The 14,924-nt window shown below is 40.0% G+C and carries 7 protein-coding genes; 6 read left to right on the forward strand and 1 reads right to left on the reverse strand.

The features are described from left to right. The first annotated feature begins 126 nt into the window (after positions 1-126). The 3 genes from ACZIX4_RS02290 (at position 127) to ACZIX4_RS02300 (ending at position 5,152) form a co-directional block, all read left to right on the forward strand. A complete protein-coding gene (locus tag ACZIX4_RS02290; RefSeq protein WP_463333986.1) occupies positions 127-2,217 on the forward strand; it encodes a galactose-binding domain-containing protein in 2,091 nt (696 codons plus the stop codon). A 361-nt stretch (positions 2,218-2,578) separates the two neighbouring features. Then, complete coding sequence (locus ACZIX4_RS02295; RefSeq protein ID WP_463333987.1) at positions 2,579-4,300, forward strand: histidine kinase dimerization/phosphoacceptor domain -containing protein; 1,722 nt, start codon at positions 2,579-2,581, stop codon at positions 4,298-4,300. A 147-nt stretch (positions 4,301-4,447) separates the two neighbouring features. Next, a complete protein-coding gene (locus tag ACZIX4_RS02300; RefSeq protein WP_463333988.1) occupies positions 4,448-5,152 on the forward strand; it encodes a response regulator transcription factor in 705 nt (234 codons plus the stop codon). 71 nt (positions 5,153-5,223) lie between these two features. On the opposite strand, the gene ACZIX4_RS02305 is transcribed toward ACZIX4_RS02300, so the two are convergent. Next, positions 5,224-6,423 carry a helix-turn-helix domain-containing protein gene (locus ACZIX4_RS02305; RefSeq protein ID WP_463333989.1) on the reverse strand — a complete coding sequence of 400 codons (1,200 nt, stop codon included), beginning with the start codon at positions 6,421-6,423 and terminating at the stop codon, positions 5,224-5,226. 286 nt (positions 6,424-6,709) lie between these two features. On the opposite strand from ACZIX4_RS02305, the gene ACZIX4_RS02310 reads away from it, so the two are divergent. From ACZIX4_RS02310 to cas9, 3 genes are all read left to right on the forward strand, one after another. Further along, the gene (locus ACZIX4_RS02310) at positions 6,710-9,547 is read left to right on the forward strand and encodes a TonB-dependent receptor (RefSeq protein WP_463333990.1); all 2,838 of its coding nucleotides are present in this window, start codon (positions 6,710-6,712) and stop codon (positions 9,545-9,547) included. Between the two features lie 24 nt (positions 9,548-9,571). After that, entirely contained in the window at positions 9,572-10,393 is an 822-nt protein-coding gene (locus tag ACZIX4_RS02315) for a tyrosine-protein phosphatase (protein ID WP_463333991.1), read from the forward strand. A gap of 326 nt (positions 10,394-10,719) precedes the next feature. Beyond that, entirely contained in the window at positions 10,720-14,922 is a 4,203-nt protein-coding gene (cas9, locus tag ACZIX4_RS02320) for a type II CRISPR RNA-guided endonuclease Cas9 (protein ID WP_463333992.1), read from the forward strand. Positions 14,923-14,924 lie beyond the last annotated feature (2 nt).

A 14,924-nucleotide genomic window follows, 5' to 3' on the forward strand; every position in this document is an offset into this window, starting at 1 on the left:
GTCCCAAAAAACTTCATTCTATCCCAAATAATTTAACAAATATTTATATGTTGTTAGGTTTGTCGCTCTTTAAGCAGGCAGCCGAAAATGCAATTAAAAGAGTAGGCATAATTCAACATACAACCAATGAAAAAAACTTTAAAATCTTTGTTTTTTATTGGCCTGATGGCTTTTACAGGAAGTTTGGTACAGGCCCAAACAATATCGCCGTGGCGTATTCACGATGGTAATGAAGGTATTGTAACCTTTAAAAACAACATGAATGGCGACCCGAGGGCATATGAAAAAATGGACATTCCGGCTACAAATGATAAAGGCTGGAGAGATGCACCTAAGGATGCCGCCGGTAATGTTTTCCTAAGCAAGGCCTCTACATTAAAATGTTTGCAACAACTCGACTTTACTTATTTTGAGACTGTAGTAAACATTCCTGCAAACATGAGCATTAGCGAATTTAAGGTATCTTATGATAAAGCTGATGACGGGGCAAGGATATACTTTTTTAATTCTAAATTCCCTAAAGGAACTTTTGAACCCAAGGCAGACCTTATTTATTCTCAAGGCAAGGACAAAGTTGCCGCTGTTAACCTGAAAGATAAAATAGCACCTGGTGAAAACAGGGTTGTTATTGTTCAGTTTGACGATTGTGCCGATAAAAATACGGTACATAACATAAGGATAGCTGTAAATGGAAAAGAAGTTAAGCCGGCAACTGTAGCACCGGCAGCTGCAAGCACCGCTGTGGTTGCTACAAGTGCAGGTAATATTGCCAAAGGGAAAGTATGCAGGGCTTCTAGTGTAAACTTTGGCGGTGAGGCTTCGCGTGCATGCGACGGTAATACTAATGGACTTTATACTGCAAATTCATGTACCCATACTAAAGATGAAAAAGACCCATGGTGGGAAATAGACCTTGGTGCAGTATACGACGTTACGTCTGTAAAAATATGGAACCGTACAGACGATTGCTGCTGGAACAGGTTGCAGGGTTTTTATGTAATGGCTTCTGAGCAATCTATAAGTTCATGCAGTACTGCCGCAAATTTTCAGTATAAAGGCACAAGTTCCTATTTGTTTAATTCGGCAGGGCAGTCGTCTATGGTGCTTGATGGTAACAAAAGGTGCCGTTATATAAGAATATGGATACAAGGTGGCATTAAGACACTTAGCCTTGCTGAAGTAGAGGTATTTGGTAAAATTGCTACAACTACTACTGCCGTAACCACTACAACTACTACAACCACTACATCAGTAATTGCTACAAGTGCAGGTAATATTGCAAAAGGGAAAACATGTAAAGCATCAAGTGTTAACTTTGGCGGTGAAGCTTCACGTGCCTGCGATGGCAATGCCAGTGGTGTTTACACCTCAAACTCTTGTACGCACAGTAAAGATGAAAAAGACCCATGGTGGGAAGTAGACCTTGGCGCTGTATATGATGTTTCATCTATAAAAATATGGAACCGTACTGATGACTGCTGCTGGAACAGGTTACAGGGCTTTTATGTAATGGCTTCTGAACAGTCTATAAGTTCATGCAGTACTGCGGCAAGTTTTCAATACAGTGGTACAAGTTCATACTCATTTTCAAGCGCCAGCCAGGCTTCAATGACGATAGAGGGTAGCAAAAAATGCCGTTATATAAGGATATGGATACCGGGTGGCATTAAAATACTAAGCCTTGCAGAAGTTGAGGTATTTGGCAAGCCAGCGTCAGCAACAACTGCTCCGCAAACAGCTATAGCTTTACCAGACAAATTTAAAATCCACGCTTATTCTATAAGTGAAGGTTTAGGTGATAAAGATGATTATTGGTTAGCACTAAACAATGGTAATACTAAAGGTGTAATATTAAGCAAGGCTAAACTTGTAAGCGGCGCTAAATGGATGGAAATAGAAAGCGTAAGCCTGGGCAATGATGTATATGCCTTTAAAGTGCTGAATGCCGGTGCCGATATGTATGTAACCGTAAGGGATAATAAAGATGTTTATGTAGATAAAGCTGCTGGTGGTAAAATACCTGATGCTGCCAAATTTAAATCATCTGCCCCATTAACTGCTGCTAAGGGAGCCAACGAGAAAAACTATCGCTCTTTTGAGTCGGTTAAATTTCCTAAAGAATACTTACGCCACCAGAGTTTTATAATGTATGTACACCCAAACAACAATACAGAGTTGTTTAAGCAGGATGCATCGTGGCTTATCCAGAAAATGTAGTTGTGTTGTTTAATTGAGTTGGCCGGAAGCGGCCAATTCGGTTAAACGATTTACAATAAACGTTATCTTTTTAGGAATATACTTATTGTAGGTTATAAATGCATATTTTTTTGGAGTAAAAGTAAAATAATTAAAATTAATGGTATAATAGTGTACCCCACAAGCTTTTATACCAATCTATAAGATGCCCCACCAGGTTTAAATTTGGTGGGGTTATTATAAAATAATACTTGATGTTAGCCTCTATTATTAAAAAGTTTTTATTTAAATTTTAATTATCAGGTGTTGTAAGTCACATTTTGTAAATATGTGTAATAAGTTTTTTTACATTTGAATACTTACGGTAAACCAACCAAACCAAATGCATTTATTTAAACCGCTACTTTTATTTTTTGTTTTAAATAGCCATTTTGCAATGGCTCAGAATTTTGATATAAATAAGGAAATAAAGGTAATTGACAGCCTTATTCATTATAGTAAATTTGATATTGCCCAGGAGAAAACCTACAGTCTCTACAAAGAATTAAACAGTACAGGCGGCAGAGAGAAGTATAACCACCAATTACTGGAATTAAAGTTCAGGCAGGCACTTATACTTGACAAGAGACATAGCTCTCCTGATAAGCCTCTTCAAATACTGCTGGAAATTGTAGATGAAGCCGATGAAGCGGGTATGCATTCATTATCCTGCCGTATCAATCTATTGATTGCTTTAGAACATGAAAAAGTTGATTCAGGAGATAATAAATTACAATTAACAAACGAATACCTTAATAAAGCCTATAAAATCTTAAAAAGGGGTAATGTAGAAGAACTCTATAGTACATATTGTATCAGGAGGGGATCTTATTGCAGGTTTTTAAATAAAATTGATTCTGTTTTTTATTATGCAAACAGGGCAAAAGAGTATGCTACAAAGTATAAAAACGAGTCTGATTTATTAGATTCATACCTATTGCTTAGTATTGTTGCAAATAGGACCCATAACCATAAAGAGTCATTAAAAAATCATTTACTTCAATTAAATATCTTTAAAAAAATAGACAACTCTTCCAGAGTGGGAAGCACTTATGGAAATATATCTTATACCTATTTAAAATTAAAGGATTATGCTAAAGCATTAGCTTATAGCGATTCTTCAGATGCTTTTTCGGCTAACCAAGCTTCGGCTAACCGGATGAAGTATGAAATATATGAGGGTTTGGGCAATGTCGATTCTGCATACCATTATTTCAAACAGTATCATAATGATTATGTGCTTTCTGCACAGAAAAATGAAAATATAAAAACTAAACAATTACAAGAGCAATACCAAAACGATAAAAACGAGGCTACAATACAAAGTAAAGACAGGCAAATGCTGCTAATAGTCAGCCTGCTTGGTGTAATTGTAATAGCATCGGCACTATTGTTCCTTCAAAACAGGAAAATCAATTCACGTAACAAAGTAATCAGTGCACAATTAGTAGAACTGTCTAAAACACTGGAACAAAGGCAGGTACTTTTAAGCGAGCTGCAACACCGTGTAAAGAATAACCTGCAGCACGTTATAAGTATCCTGGAAATACAAAAAGAGTCGGTTGATTTTAACAACATAGACGAGCTGATACGCGGTAACCAAAACAGGATACATTCTATGGCATTACTTCATAAAAAACTGAATGTTTTTGACAACGTAAATGATGTAGGGCTGAAAAAGTATATAACCGAATTGTCTGAGTTGGTTAAGGAATCATACGATAGCAACAATAAAAAAGTAAGCTTGCTGGTACAATGCGATATTGATGTGATGTCGCTTGAAAAGGCACTCCCCCTGGGGCTGATTATTGTAGAACTGATAAGCAACAGTATGAAGTATGCTTTTAAGAAGCAAAATATAGGCGTAATTAGTATTGAGATTAAACAGCTTAAAAACGAAAAGCATTTTTATTATTCTGATAATGGCAGTGGCTTTGATTTTAACAACACGGTTAAAAAGGGATTAGGCCTCGAGATAATTAGGGGGTTGATAGACCAATTAGACGGGACTGTGGAGACAAAAAGTAAAAATGGTTTCGAGCTGAATTTGTACTTTAAGCAGTGAGTATATTTCTGATGTGTAAATACTTATAACTATAAAAGTGATTTTCTGTCACAAAAAAGGTGTTTTCGTCACAGTTTCAATTAGTATATTTTTTTAACATTTATATTTGGATATAAACTAACCATTAAACGCCAAGTCAATTTAATAATGAGTACCATAGGAAAGACAATACTGTTAGTAGAAGACGACTTCCTGAACAGGAGGCTGACAAAAAAGGCTTTGGTAGAAAACAGCTATATTGTTTTTGAGGCAAAGAATTTTAAAGAGACCCTACAAATTCTTTCCAAAGAAAAAGTTGATTTGGCCATCCTTGATATTAATCTCGGCGAGGACGAACAAGACGGGATAACGCTTGGCCAGCAAATTAAGGATAAATATAGCGTACCTTTTATTTATCTTACGGCGTATGAAAACCCGGAAACAATTAGCAGAGCCGTAATGACATCGCCTTATTCTTATCTTACTAAGCCTTTTAAAAACATAGACCTGATTACATCTGTTGAAATAGCTATTAGGCAATCGGCAATGCACAAAAGGGAGGTACCTAAGGTTTTAGTAAAAGACAGGGATTACAATGTAGAACTTTCAACAGATGATATAAACTATATTGAGTCAAAAGGTAATTATATTATTTTCCACACAAATACTAAAACCTACACTGCACGTTCTACAATTAAAAACATAATAGAAATATTACCTATGTCTACATTTGTGCAGGTACACCGCGCCTATGTAGTCAATAAACTGAAAGTGAAAAAATGGAAAAATAAGAAGCTGGTAATAAATGATATAGAAGTACCGGTTTCAAAAACATATACTGAAAACGTAGACTTTTTCTACCCGCAGCAATAAATCTTCTGCTTTTTGACTTAAATTATTTTTTAGTTTTACTAAAAAGACCGGATAAGCTATAATACAGACAATTACTTTTCGGTTGAGGTAAAATCTTTAGAAAATGCTTTTTGATATTCAGATGGGGTTTGTCCGGTAATTTCTTTAAAATACCGGTTAAAGGAAGATTTTGATTTAAAACCGGCTTCATAGGCCAGTTCAAGTATGTTTATATCAGCTTTTGTTTCAGTGAGCAGGTTCAGTTTTTCTTTTACATACTGTATCCTGTATTCGTTTACGAAAGTATAAAAGGGCTTGTGAATAAAATGGTTTAGGGTTTCGCTTATGTGGTATTTACTTTGCACGGTAAGCTCGGCAAGCCTGTCCAACGTTAGGTCGCTATCCGTAAAATACAGCCCTGCTTTCATGGCGTTTTCTAATTTCAACAGTATTTTAAACATCTGGCTGGGGCTTAGCAGTTCTTTTCTCCTTTGTGTTTCCGGTTCAGGACTTATCGTTGTTACTTCCTTTTCGGTTTTTGCCGTATCATGAACCAATATGGCATTTACAGATGGTGCAAATACAGTATCAGCTAATACAACAGTATTAATTGCAGTGCCTTCCACAGGTATTTGCTCTGTAGCCTGCAGGTATTTATATACTATAATCCTTAAGCAGATTACTATCAGTATTGTATAGTTAATGCTCCTCGAAAATTGGTTTATGAAGAGTTGGAACGATTGCAGTGACAGTATTGCAATGTTCAGTATTCCCATAAAAAGAAATAAAGCCGCTACCTGTATTATGAGCTTTTTAGCCCCGTTTTGATTTGTGAGCTGCTTATTGGCAAGCCAAAGCACGTATGCAGAAAGCAGCATGTTTAGCGGAATCATGCTCCACAGGGTCAGGGTATTGTACCAATGCAGCACTATGTGGGCATTGGGCGATTCGGCCAGTAACGTAAGCGCTGTTGTAAAATAGCCTATAGCACCAAGTATAACGGGTGCAAATACATACCATCGGGAAGCAGGGATAAATTGCGGGTTTACAGTCTTTAAAGTATAAAGATACAGCAATGGCAGGTAACAGAAACCTATAAAGGTATTCATCATATTCAGCACCTCAGGGTCTTTAACAAACGAATAGATGATAAATTTTATAGACAGGTGGATAGCTATGCAGGTAACAAGTGAAATAAGAAGGTAATCAGAATTTTTTTTCTTGCGGCCGGGCAGCAGGAGCAGCGCAGCCAGCAAAGCCTGAAATATTCCTATTGCGATGATGTATTTCATAAAAAATCCCCTGAATTACATTGCAAAAATACCTTATGTGTGTAATCAAAATGTTTCTTAAATGTAAATGTAATATCCTTAACGTTTTTATAACATTATGTAGTTTGTTGAAAATCAGTAATGTGTTTTTAAATAAAATTAGTGGTACCTCTTGTGAGTAGCGATAATTCGGTTAGGTCGTTTTGCTTTGCAGTGTGGTTAATCTTTGCAGAAAAATTTAACACTCATGACACAACAACTCACGCTCACTTCCCGGCTTACTCAAAACCGGGTATTAAAAAAGGCAATGCTGGTTGCATTATTTGCACTATGCTTTGCCGGCAAGGTTTCCGGGCAAACCATAAAAGGTATAATAACCAGTGATGCCGGTACATTACCCGGCGCTAACATTATAAGTGTTGGCTTTAATAACAATGCCGTATCTGACCTTGAAGGTGCTTTTATACTTGTAGCGCCACAAACAGGTGAAGTAACCATAGAAGTAAGTTATATAGGTTTTGAAACCAAATCTATTACGCTGCAACTGGTGGCCGGTATTAATGACATAGGCCTTGTGCAAATGGCTCCTGATACTTCTACATCGTTAAATGAGGTTGTGATTTCGGGTACGCTGGCACCTTCGCAGGCTAAGGCGTACAGTATTAAAAAGAACTCAAATGCCATAATGGACGTAATGGCATCAGATGCTATAGGTAAGTTACCGGACCGTAATGCCGCCGAAGCCGTACAGCGTATGCAGGGGGTGGCTGTAGCCCGTTACCACGGCGAAGCTGACCAGGCCACCGTAAGAGGCACACCTTTTGCATGGACGTCGACTCTGTTTAACGGCAGCAGGCTGCCCAGCTCGAACGTTATGGGTAACCGCTCATCGGTATTGGATGTAGTGCCTTCAGAAATTATACAGTATGTGCAGGTGGCAAAAGCCATAACCCCTGATATGGAGGGCGATGCTATAGGTGGGTCTATAAACTTTGTTACCCGTACTGCACCTACCAAGAGGACGATGAGTGTAAGCGCGGCAGGTGGTTATAACACCTTCAGCCAAAACGGCACCTACAATGCATCATTGGTATACGGCGACCGCTTCTTCAATAATAAGTTTGGCGTTATAGTTTCGGGTGCCGTATGGAGCAGGCAGTGGGGCTCAGATGAGTTTGCCGCTACCTACAATACCGGTGCTGCTGTTGAAGCACAAAAGAACTCACTGAACACGGTACTTTTTAAACGCTATATGGGCGAACGTGAAACCAAAGGACTTAATGTGGGCATGGAGTATGAGATTAACCCTGCCAACAAAATTTTCTTCAGGGGAATGGTAAATAAGTTTGACGATATACGCCCGGTATACGAGTCGTATATAGACTATACAAACAGCCGCTACCAGTACAACTACCGATATTCGCATTACCAGACAGGCCTTTATGGCGGCGAGGTGGGGGGGAACCACCGTCTTAGCGAAAAGCTGAACCTGGACTGGAGCTACAGCAACCACAAATCAGAATATTATCTTGATACGCCGTCTACAAGCGGCCAAAAAGGGTTACCTATAGCCACCTTCAGGCAAAAGATAACCGGCGGATTTAACAACCTTTCAAGCGATGGTAAACGTTACTGGGGTTTTGATTCACCCGATGGTATAGGTGGTACGGTAGATCATTTTGAAACCGGCCTTGCCGATCCTAATGAGGTAATGAGTGCCGACAAGCTACTACTAAGCCAAATGGTTATAGCCCAGCTGGACAACAGCGAGCGCGACCAGATAGGCCAGGTGAACCTAAAATACGATGCTACGTCTAAAGTGAAGTTCAAGTTTGGGGCAAAATACCGCCACAAAGACAGGGTGAGCACGTATGGTTCTAACATTGTATACCTGCCGGGCGCCGCTGTAGGCATACCGGGTTCGCCTGCACTTGTGCCGCTTTCATCGCTGCAAACTAAAAATTTCCCCGAGGGGGCTGATTTCTTTGGCAACATGAATGGAAACTTCAACCAGTTTATTGTAAACCCATTAACCAAAGGGCAATTATTCAACCTGTTCAGCCCTGAATTCCAGGAAGCAAACGGTGTCAGGGATTTTACTTCAGCATCAAATGCTACGGCTTTATATTCAGGTACCGAAGATGTAACTGCGGGCTATGCCATGGCTGAAGTGGATGCTACCGACAGGCTGAAAATTGTAGGCGGTATACGTAATGAGTATACCGATATGACCCTGAACGGTACTAAAGCTACTTCAGTAAACGGGCAGGTAACCCTTAGCCCATCAGTAGTAAACAACGATTATAACGCACTACTGCCTATGCTGCACCTTAAGTACAAGCTTACTGATAAAGCAAACCTGCGTGCTGCATATACCCGCACGTTTGTACGCCCTAACTTTGGCGATATGACACCGGGAAGTTCTACCAATACAACTTCATCGCCTATGACCATTACGCAGGGTAATCCTGACCTGAAACCTACATTCAGTAACAATTTCGACCTTATGGGCGAGTACTTTCTGGAAAATGTAGGCCTTGTATCGGGAGGTGTGTTTTACAAAGACATTTCAGATATCGTGTTTACCGATGTGAGTATGCAAAGCATAGCCGGTACCGATTATATGGTAACACAGGCCAAAAACCTTAACAAGGCCACCCTGGCGGGATTTGAAGCCGGTATCAACAAAAGGTTTGATTTCCTTAACGGTTTCTGGAGCGGGTTTGGAGTAGAGGTTAACTATACCTACATAGATTCTAAAACGGAAGTACCACGCCTTGGTGCCACAGAAACGGTAATGGACAAAACCGGGCTTCCAAACCAGTCGAAACACTTATTTAATACCATATTGTTCTACGAACGTAATGGTGTAATGGTACGCCTTGCGGGTAATTACCGCGGCAAATCGGTAGAAACCATAAACCAGCAATTGGGACCGAACTATTATATATGGAGCGATTCAAACTTTACAATCGATGCATCGGCTACGGTAAGCCTTACCAAAAGGTTAAAAGCATTTGTAGAGCTTAACAACCTTAGCGATTCGCCTGTAAAAATGTATATGGGCCGCGATAACCGCAGGGTAACATCGCAGGAATGGTACGGCAGCCGAGGACAGGCAGGCCTTAGGTACGAAATATTTTAATAAACACTAAACAACATATAAAACATGAAAAAGATAATTATAATAATGGCCGTTTTGGCACCAATGATTGCAGCGGCACAGGTTACAGACAGTATTAAAAGGTTGGTTCCTGTAAAAGGAGCAGTAAACTTCAGGGATATAGGCGGATATAAAACCACAAACGGCAAGCAGGTGGCCTGGGGTAAAATATACCGTAGCGCGGCTATAAATAAGCTTACCGATAACGATGTAGCCTTGCTTGATAAAAAAGGCATACACATAGTAGTAGACTTCAGGGGAGTGGCAGAATCTTCTGCAGCACCTGACAGGCTGCCTAAGAACACGGATTACACCCTGTGCCCGGCAGGAAGCGACAGCCTGCCAAATGCACAGCAAATGATAGCTATGCTTAAAAATGAAAAAGGCGATTTCCTGCTTGATTTTTACGGTTCAGCGGCAGTAAAATACTCGGGCGACCGTTTCCGTCCGCTGTTTGTAAAGCTGCTTACACTGGATAATAAAGAGGCTATAATGTACCACTGTACCGGTGGCCGCGACCGTACCGGTATGGCCACAGCACTGTTGCTGTATATACTTCAGGTACCTATGGAAACCATAGAGGCAGACTATGTGGCCTCTAACATTTACCTGCGTTCGTTTAACAAGCAGATGCTTTCGGGGCTGGCAAAAATGAGTGGCCTTACCGATAAGCAGGTAGAGGATAAAATGGCGTTGAAGCCAGAGTACATCAGGGCATTTTTCAGCGCGCTGAAACAACACTACGGCAGCATTGAAAACTTCCTGCAAACAGAAATAGGCATTGGCCCTAAGGAAATAGAAATTTTAAGGAAAAAGTATACGGTTTAGTTTAAGTTTAATTTCATTTTGGGTTAACGGCTGGGGATTTATCTTCAGCCGTCTTTTTTTGGTTTTTTGTTGCTTGTAAATACTTTTATTAAAATACCTACTTGTAGGTATTTTAATAAAATAGGATATCTCTTACTTTAGGGACTGGAAATAAAAAAGTCCCACGGAACGCAGGACTAAAGATTTTCTTCGGCTTATAGCCTTATTGTGAATTGCTTTCAATAGTGCTAAGATATAAAAAAACTTTAACAGTTATGTTTTTAGAATAAATTTTTCAGTTAGATTTAAATTTATTTAGTACCTCAACCATTAACCAAAACATAAAGATGACTAAGACACTTGGATTAGATCTTGGTACCAACTCTATCGGCTGGGCCATAAGGGATACTTCGGCCGGCGATGACCAAATTACATACAGCGGCGTTTTAACCTTTGAAAAAGGGGTGGCCTCAGAAAAAGGGATTGAATTTCCCCGTGTACAAAAACGTACCGAAAGCCGTGGCAAGCGCCGCAACTACCAGTCTGAAAAGTACAGGAAGTACGCCCTGTTAAAATTCCTTATTGATAAGAAAATGTGCCCGCTTACCATTGAGGAGCTTGATGAATGGCGTAAATATACCAAGCCGTATGGCCGCCGCTACCCGCAGTCGGAAACGTTTATAAACTGGCTGCGTTTTGACTTTAACGGCGATGGCAAGCCCGATTTCCACCTGCTGGGCAAGGATAAAGATGAAAGCTACTACGCATTTAGGGCTTTTGCGGCAGATGAGCATTACCGCAACGTGTACCAGGACAATCCACAGGTGCTGGGCAGGGTGTTTTACCAGTTGGTACAGCGCCGTGGCTTTAAAGGCCGCGATGATGAGGAAGCCAAAACCATGCTTGCAGGCAGTAAAGATGGCTCGGTAAAGGGCAGGGATGATATTGCAGCTTATATTGAAGATTATGGTACCCTGGGTGCTGCGCTATATCATTACCAAAAGGTATATAGTGGCCGCATAAGGCAGCGCTACAACCTGCGTAAGGACTACGAAAACGAATTGAAAGAAATATGCAGGGTGCAGGGTATAAGTGATGAAGATTACCAAAAGCTATGGAAGGCTATCATTTGGCAACGCCCGTTGCGTACCCAAAAGGGGCTTATAGGCAACTGTATTTATGAACCCGGGAAAAAGCGTGCGCCCATAAGCCATCCGCTGTATGAGGAGTACCGTACCTGGATTTTTATCAATAACCTGAATATACTACCACCGGCAGGCATAGCCAAAGCCGATTACCTGAAGGACAAAATTTACCCGTTGTTTTATAAGGCATCTGATGATTTTGACTTTAAGTCCATCTTAACCCAGCTGAAGAAAGACGGGGCGGAAACCACTGCCCGGTTTAAGGAAGATACCAAAGTGGTTTCGGCAAGGCTGCTCAGGTTTTTTGCAGATTATTTAGGTGAAGACTGGAAAGAGCAGTACGGCTGGGATGACATACACAACCGTGAAGCGAAGCAGCAAAGGAAAACCACTGCCGGTTATACGTTTGAAGACATATGGCATGTACTCAATACTTTTGATGACCGCGAAAGCCTGAAAGATTTTGCACTAAATAAGCTTGGCTTAGACCCGGAAAAGGCAGATAAGTTTGCAGGTAAGAAGCTGAAGCAAGGCTATGCTACGCTAAGCCTTTCAGCAATTAAGAAGATATTGCCGTACCTGCAAAGGAGCTACATTTACAGCCAGGCAGTATACATGGCTAACCTGTATAAGGTTTTGGGATCAGACAGCATTACAGATGGGCTTATAGAACATTTTTCTGAAGAAATCGGAAAAATATTTGAGTCCAACAGTAATCTTAAGCAGGTAAACGCAGTTGTAAACAGCCTGATAGCCGATGAGCTAAGCGCAGGCCGTTACATGATAGAAGATGACAGGCCGCTTGATATGGATGAGCAGGGCCGTGTGTATAAAAAAATTATTGAAACATTTACCACCAAAGCCTGGGAGGAATTTACCGAAGACCAAAAAGAGGACATTATAGCTGATGTATCAGAGAAGTTCAGGGCGTTTTTAACCACATCAATTCGTGAAAAAAGTGGTGCCTTTGCCCAGCCAATGCGCCTGCACGACCAGGTTTTTGATTTCCTTAAGCAAGCATATAATATTCCTGAAGGCAGGAAGAAATTCCTTTGGCATCCGTCTGAACAGGAAAACTATGCTGCGGCAGAGGAATACGAACATTTTACCCTGAAAGGCAAAGATGTATATGTACCGGTTAAGAAAAGGGAAGCCTTTATACACAAACATCCGGATGCGGATTATGAAGGGCGTTCGCTAAAACTGTTGGGGAGCCCGGAGCCAATAAGCAAAGGGCTTAAAAACCCTATGGCGCTAAAAACCATGCACAAGTTGAAGCAGCTTATAAACCATTTGCTTAAAACCAATAAAATAGAGGAAGATACCCGAATAGTTATAGAAATAGCCCGTGAGCTTAACGATGCCAATACCCGTAAAGCACTTGAAAAATGGAATAACGAACGCGAACGTGAAAACCAGAAATACTGCGATACCATAAAGGAAATTAATGAGAAAAGGGTAATTAAATTGGATGAAAATGATAGAACCCTGTTACGTAAAATACGATTGTGGGAAGAACAGGGTAAAATGTGCCTGTACACAGGTAAACCTATTAGTGGCAGTGAGGTGTTTGATGGTGTAAAGTTTGATATAGAGCATACCATACCGGCAAGCATCAGCTTTGACAGTGAACTGAAAAACCTTACCCTTGCCGATACGCATTATAACAGGCATGTGAAAGGGAAAAAGTTCCCTACACAATTACCCAACTATGAGCATGAAGAAACCATTGATGGCAAAACCTATCCTGCAATTATAAGCACTATGGAACGTCTTTTCGGGAAAAGGTCGTTAAAAACGGTAACTAAAAGGGGAAAGGAAGAGCTTATAGAATCCTGGAAAAAGATTGAGGATCTGGAAAAGGATTATGCAAAGTTTAAGCATTTTTCGAAGACTGCCTCAACTAAGGATGATAAGGATAGAAACATACAAAATAAGCATATTACGAAACTAAAATTGGACGATTTAAGAGGGAAATTGCGCACCTTTACCCTTACGGAATACAACCCTGCATGGAAAAACAGCCAGTTGCGCGATACTCAGATTATTACCAAGTACACCCTACCGTACCTGAAAACGGTATTCGGTAAAGTGGCGGTAGAAAAGGGTGAGGTTGTAAACAAGTTTAAAGAAATTTATGAAGTAAAACCCCCGTTCGAGAAAAAGGACAGAAGGATACACAGCCATCATGCCATTGATGCGGCCATACTCACGCTGATCCCGCCGTTTTATGACCGTGATAAGATTTTGCTAAAGTATAACGAGCAAAAGGATAAAGACAACACAACATGTTACCATGAGAAACCAAAGGACTGGGCTACTTTTTCGGCAGGGAAAATACTGGGCATTGAGCAAACAATCCTGATTAACAATATTGCCGAAAATAAAACCACGTTGCCTACTTACAAAACAGTAAGGAAACGCGGTAAGATTGAAAAAAATAAAGATGGCTCTACAAGGATAGCCAAGGGAGATACCATACGTGGGCAGCTGCACAAAGAGACCATTTTTGGAGCGATTAAGCAACCTGTTCGAAATAAGGAAGGCAAGATACAATTTGAAGAACATGGCAAGATGAAGCTTGAGGAGAAAATATATCTTGTAGTAAGACGTCCTTTACTTTATAGTAAGGATAGTGCCTCTCCTGGTTTCAAGTCGCTCGAAGATATAGAAAGTTCAATAGTTGATAAAGATTTATTCCGGATGATAAAGCAGCAGGTAGAAGCTTCAGATTTCAAAACGGCTTTGACAGAAGGTGTATACATGCTCGGGAAGAATGGTGAAAAGGTAAATAAGATTAGAAGGATACGTTGTTTTGATCGTCTTAAATATGAATCTGCAATCGGTTTGCATACTCATAGCTTTACATCAAAAAAGGATTACAAACAAAAAACATTGGCTGATAATGCGGAAAATCCTATCTGTCTATTTTATAAAAGTACTGATAATAATGACAAATCAATTAGTATATTAGGAATTGGTTCTATTGCCGAATCAAAAATCAGTTATGACCATCAATATTTCCAAGAACCATATTTTAATCAAGTAGAGATTGGTAGAGGAAAAAAAACAATAAAAATCCCTTTACATGCGGTATTGAAGTCCGGATTGAAAGTGTTATTTTACAGTAATTCTCCTTTAGAACTACTTGAGTTTTCTAAAACAGAATTGTCAAATCGGATGTTTAAAATGTATCAGTTTGAAGGAGATGGCAGGATAAGGTTTAAGCATCATTTGGCAGCCGGAATGGATACAGATTTAAAGAGGGATAATAAAGAGTTACCTTATTTCGACGCAAACGAGAAACAGATGTTTCTTCGACTTACGCAAAAGCAGTGGAATTTTATTGTGGAAGGCCCTGACTTTGAAATGGCGCTTGACGGCGGCATAACATTTAAAATCTGATG

It is taken from the genome of Flavobacterium niveum (assembly GCF_055231775.1).